At 40.0% G+C, this 24,859-nt stretch carries 22 protein-coding genes and 3 pseudogenes; 16 read left to right on the top strand and 9 right to left on the bottom strand.

Annotated elements, in window-relative coordinates; genetic code table 11:
- The first annotated feature begins 71 nt into the window (after positions 1-71).
- Both QGT46_RS07385 and QGT46_RS07380 read left to right on the top strand, forming a co-directional pair.
- A complete protein-coding gene (locus QGT46_RS07385; protein ID WP_301590172.1) occupies positions 72-1,622 on the top strand; it encodes a fibronectin type III domain-containing protein in 1,551 nt (516 codons plus the stop codon).
- A 19-nt stretch (positions 1,623-1,641) separates the two neighbouring features.
- The gene (locus QGT46_RS07380; protein ID WP_148459846.1) at positions 1,642-2,133 is read left to right on the top strand and encodes a GNAT family N-acetyltransferase; all 492 of its coding nucleotides are present in this window, start codon (positions 1,642-1,644) and stop codon (positions 2,131-2,133) included.
- A 41-nt stretch (positions 2,134-2,174) separates the two neighbouring features.
- On the opposite strand, the gene QGT46_RS07375 is transcribed toward QGT46_RS07380, so the two are convergent.
- Complete coding sequence (locus QGT46_RS07375; RefSeq protein ID WP_235824534.1) at positions 2,175-2,504, bottom strand: DNA-directed RNA polymerase subunit delta; 330 nt, start codon at positions 2,502-2,504, stop codon at positions 2,175-2,177.
- Between the two features lie 140 nt (positions 2,505-2,644).
- Between QGT46_RS07375 and QGT46_RS07370 the strand changes: the two genes are divergently transcribed.
- The 3 genes and pseudogenes from QGT46_RS07370 to QGT46_RS07360 form a co-directional block, all read left to right on the top strand.
- Complete coding sequence (locus QGT46_RS07370; RefSeq protein ID WP_148459847.1) at positions 2,645-3,616, top strand: Gfo/Idh/MocA family protein; 972 nt, start codon at positions 2,645-2,647, stop codon at positions 3,614-3,616.
- A 59-nt stretch (positions 3,617-3,675) separates the two neighbouring features.
- The gene (locus tag QGT46_RS07365; RefSeq protein WP_024728015.1) at positions 3,676-4,623 is read left to right on the top strand and encodes a magnesium transporter CorA family protein; all 948 of its coding nucleotides are present in this window, start codon (positions 3,676-3,678) and stop codon (positions 4,621-4,623) included.
- Between the two features lie 258 nt (positions 4,624-4,881).
- Positions 4,882-5,022: pseudogene (locus tag QGT46_RS07360) on the top strand (transposase); the annotation flags it as partial.
- Positions 5,023-5,027: 5 nt separating this feature from the next.
- On the opposite strand, the gene QGT46_RS07355 reads toward QGT46_RS07360, so the two are convergent.
- From QGT46_RS07355 to QGT46_RS07345, 3 genes are all read right to left on the bottom strand, one after another.
- Positions 5,028-5,507, bottom strand: coding sequence for a PTS sugar transporter subunit IIA (locus tag QGT46_RS07355; RefSeq protein WP_024728014.1), 480 nt, complete (start codon positions 5,505-5,507; stop codon positions 5,028-5,030).
- The gene (locus QGT46_RS07350; RefSeq protein WP_024728013.1) at positions 5,507-6,943 is read right to left on the bottom strand and encodes a glycoside hydrolase family 1 protein; all 1,437 of its coding nucleotides are present in this window, start codon (positions 6,941-6,943) and stop codon (positions 5,507-5,509) included. Before QGT46_RS07350 ends, QGT46_RS07355 begins: the two co-directional genes overlap by 1 nt.
- A gap of 153 nt (positions 6,944-7,096) precedes the next feature.
- Positions 7,097-7,426: a hypothetical protein gene (locus QGT46_RS07345; RefSeq protein ID WP_186992389.1), complete on the bottom strand. Its 330-nt coding sequence runs from the start codon at positions 7,424-7,426 to the stop codon at positions 7,097-7,099.
- Between the two features lie 12 nt (positions 7,427-7,438).
- Between QGT46_RS07345 and QGT46_RS07340 the strand changes: the two genes are divergently transcribed.
- The 3 genes from QGT46_RS07340 (at position 7,439) to QGT46_RS07330 (ending at position 9,854) form a co-directional block, all read left to right on the top strand.
- A complete protein-coding gene (locus QGT46_RS07340) occupies positions 7,439-7,810 on the top strand; it encodes a hypothetical protein (protein WP_148459848.1) in 372 nt (123 codons plus the stop codon).
- 267 nt (positions 7,811-8,077) lie between these two features.
- Positions 8,078-8,449, top strand: coding sequence for a RidA family protein (locus tag QGT46_RS07335; RefSeq protein WP_148459849.1), 372 nt, complete (start codon positions 8,078-8,080; stop codon positions 8,447-8,449).
- Positions 8,450-8,468: 19 nt separating this feature from the next.
- The gene (locus QGT46_RS07330; protein ID WP_148459850.1) at positions 8,469-9,854 is read left to right on the top strand and encodes a PTS transporter subunit EIIC; all 1,386 of its coding nucleotides are present in this window, start codon (positions 8,469-8,471) and stop codon (positions 9,852-9,854) included.
- A gap of 234 nt (positions 9,855-10,088) precedes the next feature.
- Here QGT46_RS07330 and QGT46_RS07325 read toward each other — a convergent pair whose 3' ends face one another.
- The gene (locus tag QGT46_RS07325; RefSeq protein WP_301590162.1) at positions 10,089-10,265 is read right to left on the bottom strand and encodes a hypothetical protein; all 177 of its coding nucleotides are present in this window, start codon (positions 10,263-10,265) and stop codon (positions 10,089-10,091) included.
- A gap of 209 nt (positions 10,266-10,474) precedes the next feature.
- Here QGT46_RS07325 and QGT46_RS07320 point away from each other — a divergent pair, with 209 nt between their 5' ends.
- Both QGT46_RS07320 and QGT46_RS07315 read left to right on the top strand, forming a co-directional pair.
- Positions 10,475-11,677: a pyridoxal phosphate-dependent aminotransferase gene (locus QGT46_RS07320; protein WP_034549798.1), complete on the top strand. Its 1,203-nt coding sequence runs from the start codon at positions 10,475-10,477 to the stop codon at positions 11,675-11,677.
- Positions 11,678-11,737: 60 nt separating this feature from the next.
- On the top strand, positions 11,738-12,409 hold the full coding sequence (locus QGT46_RS07315) for a helix-turn-helix transcriptional regulator (RefSeq protein ID WP_024728007.1): 672 nt from the start codon (positions 11,738-11,740) through the stop codon (positions 12,407-12,409).
- Positions 12,410-12,724: 315 nt separating this feature from the next.
- Here the strand turns inward: QGT46_RS07315 and QGT46_RS07310 are convergent.
- Positions 12,725-13,033, bottom strand: a pseudogene (locus tag QGT46_RS07310) (integrase core domain-containing protein); the annotation flags it as partial.
- 26 nt (positions 13,034-13,059) lie between these two features.
- On the opposite strand from QGT46_RS07310, the pseudogene QGT46_RS07305 reads away from it, so the two are divergent.
- Together QGT46_RS07305 and QGT46_RS07300 are read left to right on the top strand one after the other, a co-directional pair.
- Positions 13,060-13,178: pseudogene (locus QGT46_RS07305) on the top strand (conjugal transfer protein); the annotation flags it as partial.
- Between the two features lie 287 nt (positions 13,179-13,465).
- Positions 13,466-15,703: an immunoglobulin-like domain-containing protein gene (locus QGT46_RS07300; protein WP_301590160.1), complete on the top strand. Its 2,238-nt coding sequence runs from the start codon at positions 13,466-13,468 to the stop codon at positions 15,701-15,703.
- Positions 15,704-16,560: 857 nt separating this feature from the next.
- On the opposite strand, the gene sigG is transcribed toward QGT46_RS07300, so the two are convergent.
- The gene (sigG, locus tag QGT46_RS07290; RefSeq protein WP_024728003.1) at positions 16,561-17,337 is read right to left on the bottom strand and encodes an RNA polymerase sporulation sigma factor SigG; all 777 of its coding nucleotides are present in this window, start codon (positions 17,335-17,337) and stop codon (positions 16,561-16,563) included.
- Between the two features lie 161 nt (positions 17,338-17,498).
- On the opposite strand from sigG, the gene QGT46_RS07285 reads away from it, so the two are divergent.
- Both QGT46_RS07285 and QGT46_RS07280 read left to right on the top strand, forming a co-directional pair.
- On the top strand, positions 17,499-18,335 hold the full coding sequence (locus QGT46_RS07285; RefSeq protein WP_301590158.1) for a substrate-binding periplasmic protein: 837 nt from the start codon (positions 17,499-17,501) through the stop codon (positions 18,333-18,335).
- An 11-nt stretch (positions 18,336-18,346) separates the two neighbouring features.
- Entirely contained in the window at positions 18,347-19,273 is a 927-nt protein-coding gene (locus QGT46_RS07280) for an AEC family transporter (RefSeq protein ID WP_024728001.1), read from the top strand.
- A 109-nt stretch (positions 19,274-19,382) separates the two neighbouring features.
- On the opposite strand, the gene QGT46_RS07275 is transcribed toward QGT46_RS07280, so the two are convergent.
- Positions 19,383-21,164, bottom strand: coding sequence for an aminopeptidase P family protein (locus QGT46_RS07275; RefSeq protein ID WP_148459852.1), 1,782 nt, complete (start codon positions 21,162-21,164; stop codon positions 19,383-19,385).
- 112 nt (positions 21,165-21,276) lie between these two features.
- Here QGT46_RS07275 and QGT46_RS07270 point away from each other — a divergent pair, with 112 nt between their 5' ends.
- On the top strand, positions 21,277-22,497 hold the full coding sequence (locus tag QGT46_RS07270) for a 6-phosphofructokinase (RefSeq protein ID WP_148459853.1): 1,221 nt from the start codon (positions 21,277-21,279) through the stop codon (positions 22,495-22,497).
- Positions 22,498-22,750: 253 nt separating this feature from the next.
- Here the strand turns inward: QGT46_RS07270 and QGT46_RS07265 are convergent, their stop codons facing one another.
- Positions 22,751-23,566 (bottom strand): YihY/virulence factor BrkB family protein, encoded by an 816-nt coding sequence (locus tag QGT46_RS07265; protein WP_148459854.1) that lies wholly within the window; start codon positions 23,564-23,566, stop codon positions 22,751-22,753.
- Between the two features lie 365 nt (positions 23,567-23,931).
- Here QGT46_RS07265 and licT point away from each other — a divergent pair, with 365 nt between their 5' ends.
- Positions 23,932-24,762, top strand: coding sequence for a BglG family transcription antiterminator LicT (gene licT / locus QGT46_RS07260; protein ID WP_148459855.1), 831 nt, complete (start codon positions 23,932-23,934; stop codon positions 24,760-24,762).
- Positions 24,763-24,859: the final 97 nt, after the last annotated feature.

Below are 24,859 nucleotides of genomic sequence, written 5' to 3'. Positions count from 1 at the left end.
CCATGTTTCATACCCTGCGGGTAGACGTGCTTCGTACAATAAGGTATGATAAAAAGAAAGGAGGGCGAAAGATGAAGATAAAAAAAGCAGTTGTAATGTTACTGTCGTTGTGTCTGATCATTTCGCAGATCAGCATGGCAAAGGCTGCAGAGGCATATCCAAATCTGGATGAGAATATTATCGTGAAAAGTTACAGCGGCGGAAAATATGAAGCAGGGGAAGGGTCTAATGCAGAAGATTGGTATGCACTTTCATCGGCAGAAAGAAATCTGGATCAGACCATTGTGATGCCGTCAGATAAAGTGATGGTCCTGCACAATTCAGGAGAGAAAGATTACACAAATCTCAGCGCTGTATTAGAGGAAGACAGCAGCACAAATTATAACGGTGATGTAAAGCTCATACTTTCTTCAAAAGAGCTGAGCAGGAACAAAACAGTCAGCATTACCATAAATTTTGCGAATAAAAATATAGCACCGTGTCTTAACAGGACTGCGGTTTTATTAAAAGAAGGAAATGATGTTGTCAAAAGAATTCCATTTTCATATGATACAGCCGGGTATAGAGATGAACACAATATTTCAGTGTCTCAGTGGAGCGGAAGCTATGATTATTTTTTTGGAATCGGGACAGTGAAGAATATAGGGACCATTGATTATTGCCAGAGCAAAAAAACATTAAAAGTGACATACAAAAATGCAGGAACAGCACCTGTACTCAAATTTACTCTTGATCCAAGCGGCTATTTCACGTTTTCTAACGGCAAATATGAATATTACGGTTCAAGTTCAGCCAATAAGGTTGGAGGAACCAATACCTTGAATTTAGTTGCCAAAAGTAAATTAAAAAGTGACTTTGCTGATATTGCCGTAACAGGCAGTTATGATATTAAAAATAAGCGCATAGCATTAATGCTGTCAGAGCTCCTGGTCGTATATAATGATGCATATGATGCCAATGGAAACCGGGTGCCGGGTGTGGCTCTTGATTCTCATGGCGGCTGCATCGAAGGGGGACAGATCTCAACGATACCCCTTTCTTATTATGTGTCCCTGAAACCTCCCGGGACGATCAAGACAAAGACATCTTCCAGGAAGACAACTTCCATCAAAGTTTCATGGAATAAATTAAACGGTGTGTCCGGCTACAGAATTTACCGCTCCACAAAGAAAAACTCCGGTTACAAATATCTGAAACAGCTTTCATCAGAATCAACTTCATATACAAATAAGAAGCTGAAATCCGGAAAGACCTACTATTATAAAGTGAGGGCATACAGTGATGTGTTCGGTGACAGATATTACGGGGCATACTCTGCGCCGTTAAAATCAGGGACAAGGCCGGCGAAACCGAAAGTCACGGTAAAAAGAAGCGGACGGCGGCTGAAGATCAAATATAAAAAGATCTCCGGGGCCAGCGGCTACAGAATTTACATAAGAACCGGAAAAAAAGGCAAGTACAAGAGAGTGAAGCAGTATACAAGCGGCAAAAAAGTTTCCTATACGAGCAAGAAACTCAAGAGAAAGAAGACTTACTATGTAAAGGTAAGGGCTTATAAGATCATCAACGGCAAAAAGTATTTTGGAGGCTATTCCAAGTCAAAGAAAGTAAAGATAAAATAAGAACAGGACGGGTGACAATATGGAAATTAAAGTATGTGAGACGGAAGAACAGGTGCGGTCATTGGCGGAATTGGCCTCTGAGATCTGGCACGAATATTTTGTATCGATCATCTCAAAAGAGCAGATCGACTATATGGTAGAAAAGTTTCAGAGCTATGAGGCATTAAAAAAAGCGATCGCAGAAGAACACTATACCTATTTTCTCGGATATGACGAAGGAAAATTAGTCGGGTTCTGCGGCGTGAAGCCGGATGGGAACCGTCTGTTTCTGAGTAAGTTGTATCTGCACGAGAAGAGCCGTGGAAAAGGGCTTTCCAGCATTTTATTGAGAAAGGCCATAGAGTTTGCAGAGAAACTGGACAAAAAAGCTATTTATCTGACATGCAATAAATATAATCGGAACAGCCTGGATATTTACAAAGCAAAAGGCTTTGCAGCGATTGATTCCGTAAAAACCGATATCGGAAATGGATTTATCATGGATGACTACATCATGCAGCTGGACTTGTAAATAAAAAAACTCCTATGCCAAAAATCAGCATAGGAGTTTTTTTATTTATCATCTTCTTCTGGTGTGTCAGAAGTCTTATCCTCTTTAGAAATGTTATCTTGGGAATGAGTCTCTTCCTCAGATGTTTCTTCTTCGTCCGTGATGTGGATGGAGAAGTAATCACGGCAGTCTTCCGCTGAATCCGGGAAAACATCGTCATCGTCAAATGCATCTGGATCCCAGTCATCGAGATCTTCATCCTTTTCCTGATCCTTTAATTCTTTCAGCTTGTCTATGATTGCTTTGATCTGGTCTCTGGCGATATATAAAATTCCGCCGATGGAGATGATGGCAGTCACAACTTTCACAAATTTTTTCAATATTTTACCCATAGTGTCGTGCTCCTTTCTCATTTCTGGTATCCTCATTGTAATATGAAAAATTGGAAAAAGCAACGCAATGCTTGACAAAATAAAGTTTCATGATAAAATCTAGATAAGAAATATGATTTTATTTCGGAAAGGAGAATCAGATGAGCAATTTAAAATGGGGTATTTTAGGGTGCGGAGTTATTGCCAACGAAATGGCGCAGGCATTTGAAAAAATGGGAAGAAAGGTCTATGGGGTCAGCAGCCGGACACAGACAAAGACAGAAGCGTTTGCGGAAAGATACGGCGTTGAAAATGTCTACGGATCATATGAAGAAATGCTTGAGGATAAAAACATTGATGTGATCTATATCGCAACTCCCCACAGCCAGCACTATGAGAATATGAAAAAAGCGATTGCGGCGGGGAAACACATTTTATGTGAGAAAGCGATCACGGTCAATGACCATCAGCTGGAAGAGATCGTTTCCCTGGCGGAGGAAAAGAATCTGACAGTAAGGGAAGCCATGACCATCAGCCATATGCCGCTGTTTAAAGAGCTGAAGAACAGAATTGACAAAGGAGCCATCGGAACCGTAAAGATGGTGCAGGTAAACTTCGGAAGCAACAAAGGATATGATTCCACAAACAGATTTTTTGCACTGGAAGCAGCAGGAGGAGCACTTCTCGATATCGGAGGGTATGCCACGACATTTGCAAGAACTTTTATGGATGAGGCTCCGAATACGATACTTACCACAGTACAGTACTTAGAGACCGGTGTGGATGAACAGTCCGGTATCATTTTGAAAAATGAGTCTGATCAGATGGCGGTGATCTGCCTTACCATCCGCGCAAAACAGCCGAAGAGGGGCGTTGTCACCGGAGACAAGGGATATATCGAGGTATACGAATATCCGCGGGCTTCAAAGGCAACCATCACAAATACAGAGACAGGCGTTACAGAAACCATTGAGGCGGGCAGGACAGAAGATGCTCTGGTATATGAGGTGGAAGCCATGGAAGGAACCGTCAGCGGTACGTTTTCCGATAACAATCTGGAGATTTCAAGAGACGTCATGAAGATCCTGAGCAGTGTGAGAACACAGTGGGGAATGAAGTATCCGTTTGAATAATGGTTGCCGTTTCCTTTTTCAATTGCTATAATGATAGTATTGTCAAAAGGAGGGGAATCATGATCAGGATATTTAAAACTTATGAGGGATCAAAAGAATTAAGAGAGATTACAGAGATCGAACGCGAATCCTGGGTCATGATGACGGATCCGAACGGGACAGAACTTCAGATGGTGGCAGAAAAATACCAGATCGATCTGGACGATCTGAGGGCGCCTCTGGATGAGGAAGAACGTTCGCGTCTGGAACACGAAGAGAATTATACGATGATACTGGCCAACATTCCGGTGGTACGTGCAGAAGAGGGCAAGCGGCTTTATGAGACGATTCCTCTCGGCATCTTCATTACGGAAAAGGTCGTGTTCACGGTCTGTCTGGAAGAGACCAATATTTTAAAGCAGTTTACGGACGGGCTGGTGCCGAATTTCTATACATATATGAAGACGAGATTTGTATATCAGATCCTTTATAACAATGCGGCTCTGTTTCTGGTTTATCTGCGAATGATCGACAAAAGAGCCAACCAGGTGGAAGAGATTCTGCATGAGACATCCAGGAATAAGGACTTAATCCAACTCTACGATTTAGAGAAATGTCTTGTGTATTTTACCACTTCCCTGAAGTCAAATGAGGTGGTACTGGAGAAACTCAGAAAACATATAGGACTTAAACACTACGAAGAAGACCAGGAGCTGCTGGAAGACGTTATCATTGAGAATAAGCAGGCGATGGAGATGACCTATATTTATCACAATATATTAAGAAGCACCATGTCGCTGTTTGGTTCCATTATCGATAACAATCTAAACCAGGTCATGAAGTTTCTTGCAGCCATCACCATCGTGCTGGAGCTTCCGACGATGATCTCAGGACTCTATGGAATGAACGTGAATCCCGTAGGAATGCCGTTTTCGGGAAGTACGATGGGGTTTTTTATCATAAGTGCGTTTTCTGTTGCTGTTTGTGTGATCGCGGTGCTGATTTTGAAAAAGAAGAATCTGCTATAATAATTTGGACACGGTCTCTATTGTAAATAGTATTTTTGGGCTTATTAATTCTAAAAATTCGGAGGGAATTATCTTGAGTGGATAATTCCCTTTTAAACTTTTAAGAAAAGGCCAGGTGATAAGAGGTATGAACGGAAGAGTCGATAGAAAAGAAAGGATAATATTCTTACTTGGATTAATACCGGCATTTGCACTTTGTTTTCAAATGACAGGCAATGTGACTAAAAAACAGCTTAATATGTAAAAACAGAAAACATGGTTGTAAAAAAAGCAGCCTATATTGTTTTAGGAGTAACTGAAGAGGGCTATAAAGAAGTTCTAGGTATATGGGTTGGAGAAAATGAGACAGCTAAATTTTGGTTATCAGTACTTACAGATTTAAAGAATCGAGGTGTTCGCTTATACTAATTGTTAATTACGCTTAATTTATTTACTTGTTGATAATCTATATAACTTATTTGGTTTGTGCCAATCTCCGTAATAATAAGCATTGTAGTAGTATCATAGCCTTTTTCTTTAACAAGATTTAAGTCAACACTAACAATTTTATCACCGATTTTTACATCATCGCCTTGTTTATGAAATACTTTGAAGCCCTGCCCTTTTAAATTGACTGTGTCAATTCCAATATGAACTAAAAGGCTAGTTCCATCTTCTCTACTAATGCCAAAAGCATGACCAGTTGGATACATAACTTCAAGTTTGCCACTTACTGGAGCATAAATATTTCCGTCTGTTGGGATGATACCTATTGTTTTTCCAAGCATCTCTTGACTGAAAATTGGGTCATTAATACTCTTTGCTGGAATCATTTCGCCAGAACATGGAGTTATAACATCATTTATACCAAATTCTTTTTTCTTAAATTTATCAAAAAGTCCCATTATAGTTTTTCTCCATTAGATGAAATTACATCTTTATACCAATAGAAAGAATCTTTCTTATAGCGCTTGAGTGTTCCTTTGCCTTTATCATCTACATCTACATAAATAAAGCCATAACGTTTAGCCATTTCACCAGTTGAACAACTAACAACATCAATTGCAGTCCAAGGTGTATAACCAACAAGATCAACGCCATCTTCAATTGCTAAAGCCATTTGTTTAATATGTTCACGATAATAGTCAATGCGGTAATCGTCGTGAATTTCTCCGTTTTCAAAAACATCTTTAGCACCAATTCCATTTTCTGTAATCATAATAGGAACACCATAACGATCATAAACATGATTTAAAGTATATCTAAGTCCTACTGGATCAATTTGCCAATTCCATTCTGTTGCTTTTAAGTAAGGATTCTTAGCACCACCCATTATATTACCAGATACTTGGGTAACCTCTTTGTTTATAGTGATGCAATTTGTCATATAGTAACTAAATGTATAGAAATCACAAACACCCTCTTTAATTAATTTAATATCTTCATCAGTGCATTCAAATTTAATATTATTCTTTTCAAAATAATTTTTCATAAAATAAGGATAGTAGCCTTTGATTTGAACATCTCCACTGAAACAATTTCTTAATTGATCTTCTTGTTGTGTTAGCAATACATCATCAGGATGTGGTGTAAGTGGATAAACAGTAATATGACAAATCATAGTACCGAACTTAAAATTCTTGTTTATTTCTCTACCAATAATTACTGCTTTAGCACTTGCCACAAATTGATTGTGCAATGCTGCAAAACGTTTGTTAGGATCATCTTTTTGATTTTGGAAAGTTTCCGTACCCTCGTTTAATATACCACCATGATTCCAGTTTCCAACACCAGTTGTTAAGTCATTAATTTCATTAAATGGAATCCAATATGTAACATCATCCTTGTATTCATTTAAAACAAATTTTGCAAAATTAACATAATAATCTATCACTTTTCGATTAGACCAACCACCAATTTTAACTAAATTTAAAGGCATTTCATTATGATAAATTGTAACTAAAGGTTCAATATTATATTTCTTTAATTCTTTAAATATTTCTTTATAAAACTTTAAACCTTCTTGATTTGGTTTTTCTTCATCGCCATTTGGGAATATTCTTGCCCAACCAATTGACATACGATAAACTTTGTAACCCATCTCTGCCATTAATTTAATATCTTCTTTATAGTAATGATAATGATCAATAGCAACATGGCTTGGATAATAGTATTTGTCCTCATTAATATCAAGTGTAATTTTTCTTTCAACTTTGTGACTACCAGCAACCATTGCATCAGCAAGGTTTGGACCTTTGCCATTTAAATCCCAAGCTCCTTCAACTTGATTAGCAGCAGTGGCGCCACCCCATAAAAAATTTTTTGGAAATTTTGTATTCATTCGCTGTTTCCTCCTTTTATATTTGATAACTTCTCGGAATCTTCAGCCCTGATTTTATAAGGCTTTCAGATCCTATTTCAAAAAAATCACCCACTTTTCAGGATACTTTCGTATCCGAGTTCCTCAAATTTTACCACGATCCCTTTGCTATTCCTAAAAGCACCTGGAATTATATCGTGCAGTTCTGGTATCTGGATCTTTCCCAGACCGATTCCTACTCCCGGTGACGGTACTCCAGTCCGTACTGCCGCTCAGCAGCGGAAAAAGCGGACCTGTAAATGCAGGGAAAACGGCTGTCCCTCCTGCGGCTGCAAGCGTCATTATTCCCAGCCGGACTGCAACTGGGGATGGGATTCCCACCGGGAGTACTATTTCTTCGGTTCCCACCTCTACATGTATGTAACTTCCGATTCCCATAGTGATCTTCCAGTATTCCCACTTCTGGAACGGGCTTCCCGCCATGACTTGCTTTCCTTTCTCCATTCCTTTTTCACCATGAAAGCATACCTTCCGGAATTCCGTATTGAGAAGCTCCTCCTGGATTCTGCACATGACGCTTACGCTGTTTATGAATACTGCAGACGGGAAAACATCAAGCCTTTCATTGATTTGAACCCCGGGCATACCGGGCATTTCACCATTGACGATGACGGTGTTCCTGTCTGTAAGCTGGGCTTACGTATGCACAAAGATGGGTATGAGGCTGCCAAACACCGGGCAAAGTACCGGTGTCCGAAAGCAAACCGGAAACGCGGCTGCTTCTGTGAACGTCCCTGTTCACCAGCGAAATACGGCCGGACTGTACACATCTTTACGGATGACAATCCAAGGTTGTTTAACATACCGCCAAGGGACAGCAAAGCATAGTACCTACTATATCTAATGTTTATGTCTATTTTTCGTAAATTTCTTTCCCTGCACGATATTCAGTTGTAAATTTTCGGTTGGAATCTCATTCGGTGGGATTCCGAGAAGTTATGCTTTCATTATATCAAAAAAAAATTAAAAGTAAAGTATATTTTATTGAAAATTTTATTAGATAAAAAATAATTTACTAAAATGTATTGACAAAAATATATTTTAGTATTATGATGAATTAGTAAAAAAGATTTTATTAATTTGGAGGTGATTAACATGGAATACATTTTTAGTGAAAATGCACCTAAGGCTATTGGACCTTATTCTCAAGCAGTGAAAGTAAAAGATACTTTATATTTATCTGGAGTAATGCCAATAAACCCTGAAACTAATTCTTTAGTAGAAAGTGATATCACTACACAAGCAAATCAAGTAATTAAAAATATTGATGCAATATTAAAAGAAGCAGGAATGGATGCTAACAACGTTGTAAAGACCACTTGTTTCATCAGTGATATGGAATATTTTGCAGCGTTTAATGAAGTGTATGCAAAATACTTTATCTCAAAACCTGCAAGATCATGTGTGGCTGTAAAGAGCCTTCCTAAGAACGCTCTTATAGAGATAGAAGTTATCGCAATACAATAATATAAGGAGGATAGAAAGTATGGCAAAGATTTCTGTTGCCAAGATCGTTGATGGTCTTGGTGGTAAACCCAACATTGTAAACGCTACCCATTGTGCTACACGTCTTAGAGTCACCCTAAAAGACAAGACAAAAGTAGATAAAGAAGAAATTAAAGCATTAGACGGAGTTTTAGGTTTGGTTGAAGGTGCTACTCAAACCCAAATCGTAATTGGACCTGAAGTATCAAGTGTTTATCGTGAATTTATTGAATTAACAGGAGTAAGTGAAGAAGCGCCTGCTGATGAAAACTTAGACGAAGAAAAAGTGCTAAAAGATGATTTAAAGAACTCAAAAGGTTCTATTATGACAAAATTTTTTGATACAGTAGCACAAATATTTAACCCAATCGTACCATCTTTAGCTGGTTGTGGTTTCTTAAGTGCTCTTGTAATGATTTTCATGGCTTGTGGAGCATCAATGAAAGATCCTACATTTGCAAATTTCGTAACTATTGCTATGGCAGTATTTACATTCTTACCATTTTTGCTTGCTTCATCTACTGCTAAAGTATTTAAGATGAATCAATATGTTGCACTTACAATTTGTGCAGCTATGATGGCACCGGCTTGGTCAACTATGATTGCGAATGGTCAATCTACTTCAAGCATTTTAGGTATTCCTTTTAAAGTTATTAATTATGGCGGGAGCGTATTACCTATTGTCTTCGCAATTATCTTGGCTTCATATGTAGAAAAATACAGTGATAAATTTATTAAAGGTCCTTTAAAGATTATTTTAGTTCCTGCTATTACAATTTTGGTGTCAACTGTTGTAACTTTATGGACAATTGGACCTGCATCATATTGGATTGGTGAACAAATCGCAGCTGGTGTTAACTGGTTATTTGCTAATGGAGGTCCTATTGCCGGACTTGTTTATGGAGGCATTTATTCTATGATGGTTATACTTGGTATTCATCATGGTATGGTTCCAGTATTAACGCAAATGATTTCAAATCAAGGTTTCAACTTAGTATCTCCAACATCTGGTAGCGCAAATATTGGTCAAGCTGGTGCGGCATTTGGTATTTGGTTTAAATCTAAAGATAAGAAACAAAAAGCTAATGCATTTTCTGCATGTATCGCTGCTTGTACGGGTATTACAGAACCAGTGTTATATGGTGTAACTGTTCCAAGTGGTAAACCATTCTTCTTTGGTTGCATCGGTGGAGCTGTTGGTGGTGGAGTTGCTGGACTTCTAGGACTAAAAGCTTATGCAATGGGTGGTCCATCATTCCTTAGTTTTGGTATGTTTATGGGTGGTTCAAATGCATTTATGAACATGGGTCTTGTAATGGTATGTTTCTGTGTAGCATTCGTTGTGGCAGCAGCTTTAACTATTGTGTGCTGGAAACCTGCTAAATAAAACTCAAAAAATATAAAATAGAATTAATGTTAGAGAGTAATATATTACTCTCTAATTAGTATATGGAGATAAGAGTGAAAAATAAAGTAGATTTTGAGGATTCATCAATTCCTCATAGTCAGTCGGGGTAAAAGGCTTCTTTTCGGAAACCATGTGGAAAATACAGACCATCATCATACGTGCAATGGCGATAATGGCTTTCTTGTGACCACAACACTTTTTGATACGTCCATATTAGCAATTATTCTTGATAAGCCAGTTGTGAAAACTTTGGATATCCGAGTTAATGGTGGAAAAAGATTTTTGATTATACTCGAAAATTCCGTTCTTGCCGGTGGTTACGATGGTTGCAACGATAACATTTTTGTGGACATCAAGCCCACAGCAGATGGAGTATTTTAGCTTCATCATAAGTATCACCACCTTAACTAAAAAAGGAATAGCAGCATTGACTGTCATCCTGCGACTAAATAAACATGGTTTATTACCAATGATAAGAGTCCGGGCTCTGTAGTGTATTGCTATTCCATAGGAAGATTATATAACGGAAAATGGAGGGGCACAACTTTTTTCATTAACCTGTTTGTGCCTTGAGCGAAGCGAAAGGAATGGTAAAAAAAATGAAAGAAAAAATGATACACGCATTTAAAGCGGCTAGTGGTGGATTATTCTCAAACGTTGAAAAAGCTGATGTAGGTAGTTCTTATCAAGAAATGGAAAAACAAGGAATTGCTCTTATGGGATGGGCAGATCCGTTTATGCCAGATTGCTCAATGCCAAAATTTATTGAAGAAGCTTGGATTCAAGCTGTTAAAGATGAATCAGCGCCTCACTATACTGCTCCGATTGGTAATCAAGAATTAAAGAATTTGATTGCAGAAAAAATACTAATACAAAACAACCTTAAAGTAGATCCAAATCGTAATATTTTAATTACACCAGGATCTGATAGCGGTCTATTTTTCAGTATACTTCCTTTTATAAACGATGGTGATGAAGTAATTATTCCTTCACCATCTTATCCGAACAATTATCTTACTGTTGATATTATGGGCGGTAAGGTTGTACCAATGGAAGTTAAAGTAGAAAATGCTTATCAAATAGTTAAAGAAGATTTAGAAAAACTAGTTACTTCTAAAACTAAAATGATCATTTTAACTCATCCAAACAACCCTACAACCGTTGTTTATAATAAACAATCTTTAGAAGCGATTAGAGAAGTATGTATTAAAAATGATTTAATTCTTGTGTGTGACCAAGCATTTGAAGATTTTACATATGAGAATGAAATGATTACTCCATCTTCAATGGATGGAATGTTTGAAAGAACGGTAACAGTATTCTCTTTTTCTAAAGGAATGGGATTAAGCGGTCTTAGAGTTGGTTATGTTGTATGTAGTGATGTCATCATGGATACAATGTTCGCTAATGCTGTTGGAGTTATTGGTGCAACTTCTACATCAGCACAAAAGGCCTTAATAGAAGCAATCAAACATCCAGAATTTATGAATGTATTTAAAGAAGCCTTTGACTATAGAAGACATAAGGCTTTTGAAATAATTAACTCTATTCCTAATGTAAGTTGTTTATTACCTGAATCCGGTTTCTTGTTATGGGTAGATGTTTCTAGAATTGGTAAATCTAGCGATATTGTTTCTTATCTTGTCAAAGAGGCTGCAGTATCTTGTAATGATGGTGTGAACTATGGTGCGGGAGGCGAAGGACATCTTAGAATTGTATTGGGTGTTTATAAAGATAATCAAAGAGTAGTTGATGCGCTTGAACGTATCAAAAAGGCGCTAATTGAGTATCAAACTATTTAATTATGTGATGAAGTATGTTAATATTTTAGTGTAAATAATTTTAATGAAAGAAGAAATGTAATGGAAAATATTAATTTGACTAAAATTGACAAACAAATCCTAGAGTCTTATAAATACTTTGTCAATGGACTATCGGCTTATTTAAGTAACTCTTATGAAATAGTTCTTCATTCTCTTGGTAATCTAGAATCATCAGTTATTCATATTATTAATGGCGAACACACAGGAAGAAAAGTTGGAGCTCCAATTACTGATCTAGCTCTACAAATGTATGACAACATCAAAAAAGGTGAAGCTGACTACATTGTATATAATAGTAAAAATAAAAATGGAGAGCCATTAAAATCAGCTACCATTGCAATAAGAGGAGAAGAAAATAGAATTATTGGTTTAATATGCATAAATATGTATTTAAATACTTCCTTTTTCGATGTTTTATCTTCGTTTATGCCATCAGCTGCTAGTTTTATGAATGGATTAAGTGTTAATGAAAGCTATTTTAATGATACAGATGATTTAATTAAAAACGCTATTGATGAAGAAACTAGAAGTGTTATAGCTAATGCTTCAATTTTACCTTCTAACCGCAATAAAGCAATTGTGGAAAGATTATATGATAAAGGCATATTTAATTTAAAAGATTCTATCTTGAAAGTCGAAAGTATTATGGGTATTTCTAAGAATACAATTTATATGCATATTAGAAACTATAAGAAAAGATATAATAAATAAATATAAAAAGATTACCTGCTGTAAGACTTAGTAATATAGGCGATAAATGTTTTTATATAAATAAAGCCTGTTAAGGAATAGAAGTAGTCTTAAAGCAAAAAGGATATGAATTTCATGGGCGTGTCATATACAAGGTCAATGAATTAGATGGATATATAAGACAAAGGTTGAGAGTAAACTTTTCTTGTAGAGGAAAGAAACATGGAGGATATAATCAATGTAGATTATTGGGAGTGAAATACCCTGATAAATTCTTTGGACTAGACATGATTTTGTTAAGTTTAGTTGACACATTTTTCACAAGGATTTTATATCTTATGCAGATTCTTTCCGGGCATTATAGTATTGCTGTCGTTTGATCATAGGAGGGAGTCCTCCATTAGCGGAACAAATCCTCCGATTATTCCAGTAGCTGATGAAATATCTCCAGATGACTGGCTTGAGTTCCCCGGTACTCATTTTTTCTGTACCATAACGGCCATACAGCAGCTCGGTTTTCATTCTGGCCCACATGCTCTCACAGCGGGCATTGTCGTGACATCTCCCTCCTGCTCTATTCATACTCTGCTCTATTTCATATTTGCAAACCGCATCCCGGTATATCTGGCTGGTATACTGGCTTCCCGGTTTTATACCATATCAGTCATGAGGACAATATGAAAGTCAAGGTTGCCGTGAAATTCATAGACAATCAGACAAAGGCAACGCAGGTATCACACAGTTTGAATTGGTGCTATATAAGGATAGGAATTGGAAAATCATTCAGTAGTAGAGAATTCACACTTTTTCTGATGTGGACGGCTGAAATATCTTGTGTTTCACTTGATATTCCAATATAATAAGGAATATAGAAGAGCTATCTTGAAAATACCAAAAAAAAGGGGAACAGCCATGCTCATGAATTGCTACGCTCAGACAGACAAAGGTAACCTCTATTTTTGGCATACCCAAAATTAAATTATTTAGAATGTAAAGACATATTCTGCCCAGAGTTTTACGGGAGGGATGTGCCTTTTATCGAATAAATAATTATTTTGAAAAAAGGTGAAAACAGAAATGAAACGAATAAAACTGCTGACATTTTTGCTGGCGTTCACAATACTGCTGACGACAATGCTTCCCACGGTAGTTTTTGCGCAGGGGAATGATTCCGGTACATCCTTTGAAGTTGGCGATTCGGTTGAATTGAAAGAGGCATTCAAAAAGATTGAGAATACTGAAGGCACTTATACCATTTCATTGAAGGAGGACATTACTGTAGAAGGCGAGTCATATTCGGTCAGCCTCAAAAAAGGTCGTGAGGTAACATTACTTGGTAATGGACATACCATTTATTTTAAAAATAAATATGGGTCATTGCAGACAAACGGCGGCACATTAAATCTTGGCAATGAAAGTGCCAATAAATTAACACTTGACGCAACTGGAATAAATCGCAGAGAAGCTGTGATCGAGATTTTCGGCGGAACTGTCAATATGTACGACCACGTTACTATAAAAGGAAACGACAACGCACAGAAGAGCACCATGGGAGGAGGAGTTAATGTTGAAAGCGCTAGCTTTGCTGAATATGGTGATAGTACTTTCAATATGTATGGTGGTGTGATCACAGAATGCAAGAATCAACGCGGCACGGGTGGCGGAGTCAGTGTAGTTGGAGTTGATGATGCTAATGGACTTAAAGCTACCTTCAATATGTATGGTGGGTCCATTACTGGCAATGAGGCAATAACACCTTATACAGGATCAAATATGTATGGCGGCGGTGGCGTCGCAGTATTAAAAACAACCGCGACTTTTAATATGTATGACGGTTTGATTGAGGGGAACAAAGCGGTCCATTGTGGCGGTGGTATCTATAGTTGTTTGGGTGCCGTAAACATTGAAGGCGGAGCAATCCGAAACAATACCTGTGATTCAGTGATAGGAACAACATATGGTTCCGGCGGAGGTATTTATAGCTATTACGGCACAACGACGATTAAAAACGCAGTGATTGAAGGGAACTACGCGCTTTATGGCGGTGGAATATATGCCTATGCTATCAATTATAGTACGAAGTATCCTGGAAAAATAACTATATCAAAGTCCAACATTCAAAATAATATTGCGTCGCGTGGCGGCGGAGTTTATGCCTCATACAGTAAAGATGTAAGGTTGTCTGACAGCACGATCAATAGCAATGAGGCTCACAATGGCGGAGGCATATTAGCTTCGAAAAGTACGATCACTTTTGAAAACAGCGAAGTCAGCGGCAATAAAGCATACACCGGTAGTGGCGGCGGACTGTATGTCAGCAGTGCAAGTACGGTATCCACCGACAGCAAAGGCAATATTATCTGCAACAATACCGCAGGCGGTTATGCAGCAGATGTTTATTTAACGAAAGACTCTATAATAACATTGCCGAACGCCAAGGATATGGACAAAGAATATTTGGCAGACAATCAAAACTTTAGAATTGATGGTTGGTATTGGGATGCAGCAGATTCGCGTTACACTCCAAGCGAAGATGGAGAAACGGCAGATACTGACAATACAACTAGTGGGCTAGCGCTGGTTGCATCCTACAGAGTTCCCGGCATGCTTGTCGTTACCTATGAACTGCAGGAGGGAGAGTGGACAGAAACAAGGGACATTTATTCTGAGCAGGATGGAAAATATATAGAAAATGTACCTTTGCGTGAAAAGGCCAATGAACCGAGTGCTCCTGAAAAGGAAGGATATGTATTTGGCGGCTGGTACACAGACAGTAATTACAGCGATGAAAGCGAGTATGATTTTTCCGCTCCTGTTACAAGACACATAACACTGTATGCAAAATGGTTGAAGAAGATGGAGCCTTTGAATGCAGTTCCTGCAATCATGGCAGAGGATAAGACTTTGACTGTAGGCGATACCTTTGACCCTCTGAAAGATGTTACTGCTTCAGATACCGAAGATGGCGATCTTACAGCGAAAATTGAGGTATTGCGCAGTAATGTAGATACATCAAAAGCAGGAACATACCAAGTTACTTACAAAGTAATGGATAGTATGGGCGCTTCCGCAACAAAGACGATTACCGTTACTGTCAAGGCAAAAGACACGCAGAAGCCAACGACAGACGATAACGAGAAACCGTCTGCAACGGATACAGATAAGAAACCAATTAGTACAGATAAACAGACAACGTCTAACAGCCCTAAAACTGGCGACAGCACAAATATGACAACATGGCTTGCACTCATGTTCGTATCTCTTGGTCTGTTGGCTGGCATATTCACAGTAAGGAAATTACGCAAAAGCAGATAAAGACTGTGAGAAATTTTATGGAAAGAGATATTTTTGAGGACATGAAAATTGAAACGGAATGTGCATATATTTAAGATTTGCCCTACATCAGAGAAACAGTAGAAAAGAAACTATTTGAACTTCCGTTTGACCTCTATTCCAAGGAACAGCTTCAGGAATTCTGCAACTTTGTGTTTCGTGACAATGGGGCTGTCTATCAATCTTTTATGATAAAATACCACAAAAACAGCAGATACAATTCAAATTGCTAGGCGTTCTAAACAGGAAGTACTGTTTTGTGAATTGTCTGAAATGAAACAGATTGAACATAGTATGAATGATAAGTATTTGCATGAATTTGTATCTTTTCAAGTCATGAACGACAGAGAAATTTCAGAACTGTATCATGTATCACGTTCAGCTATCAATAGCAGACGGGATAGAGGACTAAAGAAATTACATATGCAAGTTGATGAAGAACTAAAGGGAGATACACAGCTTTCATGTGCTATCTCCCTTATCGGTTTTATTGTCATATCAAGGCTCATTCAATCGTGGTAGCTATTTGTGATAGGAAACTGTAATCGTCAATGCTGATCTGTATCAAAAAGCAGCAGATGTATCTTGTAAATTTACGCAGGATACGTATCGGTTTACAGGGAATATAAAAGGTTAAATACAGGAATCTAATATTTTCCGGCAGATTCCATACAGACATCACGACATTGGTTTTTAACAAGCCATTCTTTGAACTGCCGCCGGGCCGATATGCTGTATTTATTTTCAGGGGAAAAAATGAGCACAGCCGTTATGATTTTGCAAAATATGGGGAAGAAAGGGGGACATTTCGTTTGATTGAGAAATGTCCCTGTGCTGTTTTAATCCAGATAGTGCTTCATATGTTTCAGCGCATTCTTTTCCAGCCGGCTGACCTGAGCCTGTGAGATACTGATCTCATCGGCTACTTCGGTCTGCGTCTTGCCGTCAAAGAAGCGGAGCTTGATGATGTTGTATTCCCGTTCAGGGAGATGTTCCATGGCATCTTTTAATGCGATGGATTCTACCCACAATTCTTCTTTGTTTTTCTTGTCTTTTACCTGATCCATTAAAAACAGAGTATCTCCGCCGTCCTGATACACCGGCTCATAAAGAGAAAGAGGTGTGGCGATGGCATCCAGGGCGAAGAGTACATCCTCTTTTTTCATTTCGATTTCCTCAGCAATGGCTTCGATGGTAGGCTCTTTGTTGAATTTTTTCGTGAGGGCCTCCTTTGCCGTGATGGCTTTGTAGGCAATATCCCTGAGTGAACGACTGACTCTCATGGAATTATTATCACGCAGGTAACGCCGCACTTCTCCGATGATCATCGGAACCGCATAGGTGGAAAATTTAACGTTCAGGGAGCGGTCAAAATTGTCGATGGCTTTCATAAGCCCGATACATCCAACTTGAAACAGATCGTCGGCATTCTCATTGCTGCCGGAAAAACGTTGAATGACACTTAAAACTAACCTTAAATTGCCCTTGATGTATTGTTCCCTTGCTTCCTGGTCACCCTGTTCGATCCTTATGAACAGTTCTTCTTTTTCTTCATTGGTGAGTAAAGGAAGAGAAGCAGTATTGACTCCGCAGATTTCAACTTTATTAAGTGCCATGATAATTCCTCCATTTGTAAATTGTTCTTGCGAACGATATATTAAAATCATTCACCAATCAAAATGGATTTATACGATGAAAAAATTGCCAGACCGTTTGACACCCATATTTACCAATGATATTATGATAAGAAGAAAATATAGAAATGAGGAATCATATCATGAAAAAATTACTGCTAATTTGTATGATGATATGTCTTGTTTTTTGTTTGGGGGGCTGCAATTTTCCCTGGGACAAGGAAAAGACAGAAGATAAAAATGTCAAAAAAGAAAACATAACAGCATCAGAAGTAAAAGATTCCATGAAGGGAAGACAGCTGATTATCGGTGTGTCCGACGGTATGGCGCCGTTTTCAGTAAGAGATGAAAAAACCAGGGAGATGAAAGGTTTTGACATCGATCTGATAAAGGGGATCAGCCAGTATCTGGGCTTTGAGTACAAGCTTCGCGTCGCTCCGATGAGGAAGCTTACGGATCTGCTCAGGGAGAAGAAGATCGATCTTGCTATCTCCGGCATTTGTATTACGGACAGCCGCCAAAAGGAGTTTCAGTTCTCCGATGTCTATTTTGAAAATACATTAAAAGTTATGGTCAATACAGATAAAAATATAACAGACAGAAAAGAACTGGTCGGAAAAGCCATAGGGGTGGAGGAGGGAACCTCTAACGAAGAATATGCACAGACTAACCTTTCTGAGGAGAATAAGATTAAGGTTTATCCATCCATGGACAAGGTATTCAAAGATCTTGAAAAAGGAAAGATCGATGCTACGGTCTATGATGCAACAGGCGTGGATTATTTTATGGCAAATTATAAAGGAGACAAAATCTCCGCCCTCGATGAGAAGCTTAACTCAGCAGAGAGCAACTATGGGATTATGTTCCGGAAGAAAGATCCTTCTATCGGCAAGTTTAATGTGACGCTTCAGGTATTGAACACAGAGGGCACCTACCAAAACATTAAGAACGAGTGGATTGGATCGGAAGACGAAGATTAAGAGGGAAATTCATGAATATTGTTTCAATTGTATTCGGACAGATCGTCATGATGTTTTGTATGATGGCTGTGGGGGCAGCCGCCTATAAGGCGGGCCTCATAACCGAACGGGGAAGCACGGATCTTTCCAATATCACCCTTTACTTAGTCATTCCATTTGTGGTGCTCACTTCTTTTCAGATTGAGTTTGATGCAGACATATTTCATGGAATTCTGGTTACCTTTGTTTTAGGAATTGCGGCACATGCGGCAGCGATCGTTTTGTCCTATCTGCTGATCCGAGGAAAGGATAATGATCGGACAGTTCTGGAACGGTTCAGCATTGTGTACCCGAACTGTGGTTTTATGGGGATACCTCTGGCCCAGGCGGTGCTGGGTCCGAAGGGGGTTATTTACATAACAGCGTTTATTGCCGCACAGAATCTGTTTATCTGGTCCCACGGAGCTGCCAGTATGCAGGGGACATTTAACCTGGGATCGGTCAAAGAATTATTCAAAGCACCTGTTATGATCGCAACATTTGCAGGACTTTTCTGTTACCTTCTTCAGATTCAATTCCCTGTTCTGGTCTACAATCCGCTGAAGGCTATCGCTGATATGAATACACCCCTGGCGATGATCATATCCGGAACTGCCATCGCGCAGACAAATCTTTTGAAGACACTGACAAGACCGAGGATTTATGTTATGACGGCATTGAGGCTCCTTCTCGTGCCTATGGTCATGTTTTTGATCCTTCTTTTCGTACCGGTATCCAAGGATCTTAAAATATTGTCGCTGCTTGCCTCATCCGCATCGACTGCGGCGATCACGACCATGTTTGCGGTGAAGTTTAAGAAGGATGTGGGTTACGCGGCAGAATTATTTGCAGTTTCCACCATCGCAGCGGTTGCCACGCTGCCGTTCATGATCTCCCTCGGAGAAAAATTCTTTTCATAAAGGACAAAGTGGGCAAGCCCACACCTCATCTCCCTAACCCCTTAAAATAGAAAATCCCATGGTTCATTCTGTCAAAAGAACCATGGGATTTTTGAATTCGGCATAAAAATCAGCTGTTTTGGATTTTCAGAAAATGATACAGCCAGCTGGCCTCTTCATCAGTGAGATGAGGAGAGAGACTGTCGAAGACAAGCCGGTGATAGGCATAGAGGAGACGGATTTCTTTATCATTGAGCAGCGCCTCATCAACCCCGTCCATATCAATAGGAACCAACGTCAGGTGCTCGAATTCTAAAAAGCTGCCGTATTCATTCTGCCGCTGCTTTCTGCACAGGAGCATGTTTTCTGTACGGATTCCGTATTTTCCCGGGATATACACTCCCGGCTCATCGGTTGTAACCATGCCGGGCACCAGGACTGCATCCAGCTGATTATCTCTGACCTGCCAGCGGAAGGCGTTGGGGCCTTCGTGGACTCCGAGAAAATGTCCGACACCGTGTCCGGTTCCGCACCGGTAGTCGATTCCTTCTTCCCAGAGGGGGCCTCTGGCCAAGATGTCCAGGCTGCTTCCCCGGCATCCAAGAAGAAATTTGGCATCGGAGAGGGACAGCATACTTTTTAATACGAGCGTAAAGTTCCGTCTCTCTTCTTCGGAGATATCACCTAAGATAAAAGTGCGGGTGACATCCGTCGTTCCGGTCAGATACTGGCCGCCCGAGTCGATCAGAAGCATTCCTTCCGGTTCCAGGCAGACATCGGATTCTTCAGTGGAAGAGTAGTGCATCATAGCCGCGTGGTCTTTGTAGGCGCAGATGGTATCAAAGCTTGGTCCCTGATACAGAGGCAGCTTTCTGCGCTCCTCTTCCAGACGGTCCTGGACGGAACGTTCAGTCATAGGAACAGAACCGATGTTTTGCTTCAGCCAAAACATGAACCTGGTCATGGCAATGCCGTCAGACAAGTGACATTCTTTAAGCCCCTTGATCTGTGTCTCATTTTTCACCGCTTTCATGCCGGAAGAAGGGTTTTCGCCAAAAATGATCTGGTTTTTTTCGAGTTCCAGGTAAAGCTTGTAGTTTACGGTATCCGGATCTATCAGTATGCTTCCCTCCTGTTTTTTTAAGAAAGAATCGATCTGTTCATAAGGCAGAATCGTTATCTTATCCTGTTCCAGACGGCGTCTTACTTCTTCTGAAAGACAGGTTTCCCTCACAAATAGGCAGCAGCTTTCCTGTGTGATCCACGCATAGCTGTAAAACAGAGGCGTGCAGGGCATGTCATTGCCGCGCAGATTGAAGATCCATGCGATATCAAGCAGGGAGGCGATAAAATGGGCCCTTGCGGAAACTGTCTCCATACAGCTGCGGATTCTTTTGAGCTTCGACGGCACAGATTCCCCGGCATAAATATCTTCATGGATAAAAATCGGGGATGCTGCGGCATCCGGGCGGCCGGTCCAGAGATCCTCTGCGAGAGTATGATTTGTTTCCAGGACTGCTTTTTTTGAAGCGGCCAGCCTGGACAGTTTTCTTCCGTAAGCGGTATTGATCATACGGCCGTTTAAGCTGAGGACATCGCCCTCACTGAGATGCTCTGTGAGATATTCAAGTATAGTCGGAACGCCGGAAACACCCATCTTCATCAGCTTCATTTGTTCAGGATCGATCTGTGCTTCCGCCTGGGTAAAATATCTCCCATCCGTCCAGAGCCGGCTTTCGGCCTGCTCTGCCAGGACTGCTCCGGATGATCCGGTAAATCCGGAGATGAATTGGCGGCACTTATAGTGATCGTCCACATATTCGGACTGGTGGGGATCTTCACTGGGAATCAAATAATACGTAAGATTCTTTTCAATCATAGATTTCTGAAGTCTAGCCAGCGGTGTAGTCATAATTCAGAACCTCCTTTTATTGTTGTGATTTTTATTATAACACGATATAATAAAAAATAGAATTTTAGAATATGTGCAGAAATTTTGCAGCTGAATGAGGAGGACATTAAGGATGAAAAACATGCTAGTGGCACAGTCAGGAGGACCGTCGGCGGCGATCAATGCCACCATTACCGGCGTGATCGACGCAGGGCTTGCGAGCAGCCGGGTAGAACATGTATACGGTGCACTGAATGGGATCAAAGGAGTATTAAACGAGAATTTTGTGATACTGGATGACATATGCAAAAAAACTGAAACAAGAGATCTGCTGGCCATGACTCCGGCAGCTGCGCTGGGGTCCTGCCGCTGGAAGCTGAAAAATCCGGAAGAAGATAAGAGAGAGTTTGAGGAGATCATCCGGATCTTAAGGAAAAATAATATCGGATATTTTATTTACACCGGCGGAAACGATTCTATGGATACCGTCTATAAGCTTTCCGTGTACTGTCGGGAACACGGAGTGGATGATATCAAGATCATGGGAGCTCCGAAGACCATCGACAACGATCTTGGAGAGACAGACCATTGTCCGGGTTTTGGCTCTGCGGCCAAATTCATTGCCACCGCTTTTACAGAGATTGCATGCGACTGCTATGTCTATGATATTCCGTCTGTGACGGTTGTGGAAGTCATGGGGCGCAATGCAGGATGGCTGACGGCCAGTGCGGCCCTCGCAAGAAATGAAGCGAGAAATGTGCCCCAGCTGATCTACCTGTGTGAGAGGGCATTTGATACGGAACGTTTTGTGGAAGATGTAAAGGAAGCGCTGGATCGGGAAAATAACATCATCATTGCAGTCAGCGAAGGATTAAAGGATGCCCGGGGAAATTACGTCGGAGAAGAAATGAAGTCCGGGAAAGAAGATGCTTTTGGACATAAATACCTGTCGGGCATCGGAAAATACCTGGAGCAGGTGATAACGGATAAGATCGGCTGCAAGGTCCGCTCTGTGGAACTCAATATCCTTCAGCGCTGCGCCGGATACATGCTGAGTGAAACAGACATCATCGAATCCAGAAATCTGGGGGCCTTTGCCGCCGTCAGCGCCATCCGGGGCGAGACCGGCAAGATGTCCGCTTTAAAACGAATGCCGGGAGATAACTACCAGGTGGAGATCGTACTGGCCGATCTGTCCAAGATTGCAAATGTTGAAAAGACAGTGCCTCTTGAATGGATTACAGAGGACGGACACGACATCAAGGAGGAGCTGGTGGATTATTTAAGACCTCTGATTCAGGGGGAAGTGCGGATTCCGTATAAAGACGGAGTCCCGGAACATTTCATTCTCTAGGGGATTCCGTAGGAATTTCTTATTTCATAGGAAAGTTCTACGACCTTCCCTATGAAATAAAAACGCTCCGCGGGTTGTGCACAGATGCGTAAGGAAATTATTTGCCTGCGGCAAATTGCATCTGTCACGCAAAGTTGTCAAGCCCCTCAAAGAGTGAGGGGTTGGGGCGTTGAAGTGGGCTTGCCCACTTTGTTCTAGTAGCGAAAAAAGAGGAACTTTTCTGTCAGTGTCCTGGAAGAAAAGTTCCTCTTTTTTATTTGCGGTTTTTCATAATATATTGGTTTAGTTCGGCTCCGATGAACAGAATCATCATACAAAAATACAGCCAGAACAGGGTGAGCAGAATACCGGTAAGCCCTCCGTACATAATGCTGAAAAATTTAAAGTTATCAAAATAGATTGAAAACAGGGAGGATAAAATGATCCATCCCGCAGAGCTGAATATCACTCCCGGCATCACTTGCTTGGCTTTGAAGTGTTCACTTGGAAGAAAGCGGTACATGATGAAAAATACCAGGAAAAATATTAAAAATGCAATGCCGAAACGGATCAGCAAAAATATAATATGCTGGTTGGACAGAAACGGATAAAACTGATACAGCTGGTTCAGCAGTGTGTTTCCGAATAAGAGCACAATAATCCCGATCAGGACAGCTACCGCAATGAACGCAATATACATAGTGGAGATAAACCGGAGCACAAAGTAATTCCGTTTTTCCGGGATCTCGTGGATCGTGTTCAGACCGGTCATCATGGAAAGGATACCTTTTGATGCGGACCACAGCAGTGTGATGATCGTGAATGACATGTATGTTGTCGTGATTTTTCCATATAAAGAATTGATGACGGCAACCAGGCTGACACTGTACTGTTCCGGCAGATAGTAGTTTACAAGGTCGATCAGGTCTTTCGGCGTCACGGGAACAAAGCGCATCAGGCTCAGCACAACGATCAGGAACGGGAAAAAAGAAAGCACCGTAAAGAATGCTGCCTGAGCGGAAAAGGCAGTGATATGATCCTTCTGAGCTTTCGCGATCACGGAATTCAGAAGGGCGATTAACTTTAACATATAAATACCTCTCAGATCATATTAATATAGCAAAATTTTATTTTATACAAATAGTTTATATATTCTATCATAAGCGTTTGAAATACTCAAGAAAAAGCTGAACGCCATAGGAATACCGGGACAGCAGGAGAGGAAGCTTTGTTTTATATAGAATAAATCTTAAAAATTTATAAACAGATTATAAAGAAAGTGGTTGACATAGGGGGCAGGGTTTGATAAAATTGGAAATAAGTTAAGGAATACGAAAGAAGGATTGTTACTGGTAATGCAGGCTAAACCAACTTATGAGATTTATACAGATAGATTTCGATAGGTGTGGTTTATTTTTTTTCTTAACTGAATATTTTACAATACGGAGTGGAACTGTGCAAATTACAAGAATTATAAATAATAATATTGTAATTTCAGAAGATAACAGCCATCGTGAAGTGGTGCTAATGGGAAGAGGACTGGGCTTTCGGAGACATCCCGGAGATGTGATCGACTCAGATAAAGTCGAGAAGACTTACATAATGAAAGACCATGGGATGACACATCGCTTTCAGCAGATGGTAGCAGACATCCCCATAGAACGATTGGAAATATGTAATGAAATTATTCAATATGCAAAAGACACTTTGCAAAAGAATATCAATGACAATATTTATATTTCTCTCACAGACCATATTAATTTTGCCATTGAACGGGTAGAGATGGGTGTTCCCTTCCAGAATCCCTTTTTATGGGAGATTAAGAAGTTCTACTACCAGGAATATCTGATCGGGCAGGCTGCCATCCGCATGATCGAGCGGAAGCTAAAGGTCACTCTGCCGCAGGATGAAGCGGCGTTTATCGCACTGCATATTGTCAATGCAGAACTGGATTTGGATATGACGGAGATGGTTTCCATGACCAAGCTTACGCAGAATATCTTAAAGATCGTTGACGAGTGTTTTCCTGACCAGATGGATAAAGAATCCGTTTTTTACGAAAGATTTATCACCCACTTGAAGTTTTTTGCACAGAGGATCTTTACGGGCAATGAAGTGGAGAGTGACGACACAGAGTTCCAGGAGATTATCCGAAACAAGTATCAGGAATGTCTTGACTGTGTGGAAAAGATCAGAGTTTATATAAAGAATACATGCAACCATGATATAACGGATGAGGAAATGATGTATCTCACCGTCCATATCAAGAGAGTGATTACAAGATAAAAGTTCATATTGATTTAGAATAAGGATTGTTACTGGTAATGCAGGCTAAACCTGATTCAAACCGAAGGATTTTTGAATCCATATGTTTTGCAAAATT

Origin of the sequence: Anaerostipes faecis (assembly GCF_910574135.1) — a bacterium.
Taxonomy (GTDB): domain Bacteria; phylum Bacillota; class Clostridia; order Lachnospirales; family Lachnospiraceae; genus Anaerostipes; species Anaerostipes hominis.
The sequence above is the reverse complement of the archived record's forward strand: the minus strand, read 5'-3'. Positions and strand labels throughout refer to the sequence as shown.

What these genes read in the sequence shown, in the direction of transcription:
- QGT46_RS07385 (WP_301590172.1), top strand. Translation starts at nt 72, where the DNA reads ATGAAGATAAAAAAAGCAGTTGTAATGTTACTGTCGTTGTGTCTGATC.
- QGT46_RS07380 (WP_148459846.1), top strand. Translation starts at nt 1,642, where the DNA reads ATGGAAATTAAAGTATGTGAGACGGAAGAACAGGTGCGGTCATTGGCG.
- QGT46_RS07375 (WP_235824534.1), bottom strand. Translation starts at nt 2,504, where the DNA reads ATGGGTAAAATATTGAAAAAATTTGTGAAAGTTGTGACTGCCATCATC.
- QGT46_RS07370 (WP_148459847.1), top strand. Translation starts at nt 2,645, where the DNA reads ATGAGCAATTTAAAATGGGGTATTTTAGGGTGCGGAGTTATTGCCAAC.
- QGT46_RS07365 (WP_024728015.1), top strand. Translation starts at nt 3,676, where the DNA reads ATGATCAGGATATTTAAAACTTATGAGGGATCAAAAGAATTAAGAGAG.
- QGT46_RS07355 (WP_024728014.1), bottom strand. Translation starts at nt 5,507, where the DNA reads ATGGGACTTTTTGATAAATTTAAGAAAAAAGAATTTGGTATAAATGAT.
- QGT46_RS07350 (WP_024728013.1), bottom strand. Translation starts at nt 6,943, where the DNA reads ATGAATACAAAATTTCCAAAAAATTTTTTATGGGGTGGCGCCACTGCT.
- QGT46_RS07345 (WP_186992389.1), bottom strand. Translation starts at nt 7,426, where the DNA reads ATGGAGAAAGGAAAGCAAGTCATGGCGGGAAGCCCGTTCCAGAAGTGG.
- QGT46_RS07340 (WP_148459848.1), top strand. Translation starts at nt 7,439, where the DNA reads ATGAAAGCATACCTTCCGGAATTCCGTATTGAGAAGCTCCTCCTGGAT.
- QGT46_RS07335 (WP_148459849.1), top strand. Translation starts at nt 8,078, where the DNA reads ATGGAATACATTTTTAGTGAAAATGCACCTAAGGCTATTGGACCTTAT.
- QGT46_RS07330 (WP_148459850.1), top strand. Translation starts at nt 8,469, where the DNA reads ATGGCAAAGATTTCTGTTGCCAAGATCGTTGATGGTCTTGGTGGTAAA.
- QGT46_RS07325 (WP_301590162.1), bottom strand. Translation starts at nt 10,265, where the DNA reads ATGATGAAGCTAAAATACTCCATCTGCTGTGGGCTTGATGTCCACAAA.
- QGT46_RS07320 (WP_034549798.1), top strand. Translation starts at nt 10,475, where the DNA reads ATGAAAGAAAAAATGATACACGCATTTAAAGCGGCTAGTGGTGGATTA.
- QGT46_RS07315 (WP_024728007.1), top strand. Translation starts at nt 11,738, where the DNA reads ATGGAAAATATTAATTTGACTAAAATTGACAAACAAATCCTAGAGTCT.
- QGT46_RS07300 (WP_301590160.1), top strand. Translation starts at nt 13,466, where the DNA reads ATGAAACGAATAAAACTGCTGACATTTTTGCTGGCGTTCACAATACTG.
- sigG (WP_024728003.1), bottom strand. Translation starts at nt 17,337, where the DNA reads ATGGCACTTAATAAAGTTGAAATCTGCGGAGTCAATACTGCTTCTCTT.
- QGT46_RS07285 (WP_301590158.1), top strand. Translation starts at nt 17,499, where the DNA reads ATGAAAAAATTACTGCTAATTTGTATGATGATATGTCTTGTTTTTTGT.
- QGT46_RS07280 (WP_024728001.1), top strand. Translation starts at nt 18,347, where the DNA reads ATGAATATTGTTTCAATTGTATTCGGACAGATCGTCATGATGTTTTGT.
- QGT46_RS07275 (WP_148459852.1), bottom strand. Translation starts at nt 21,164, where the DNA reads ATGACTACACCGCTGGCTAGACTTCAGAAATCTATGATTGAAAAGAAT.
- QGT46_RS07270 (WP_148459853.1), top strand. Translation starts at nt 21,277, where the DNA reads ATGAAAAACATGCTAGTGGCACAGTCAGGAGGACCGTCGGCGGCGATC.
- QGT46_RS07265 (WP_148459854.1), bottom strand. Translation starts at nt 23,566, where the DNA reads ATGTTAAAGTTAATCGCCCTTCTGAATTCCGTGATCGCGAAAGCTCAG.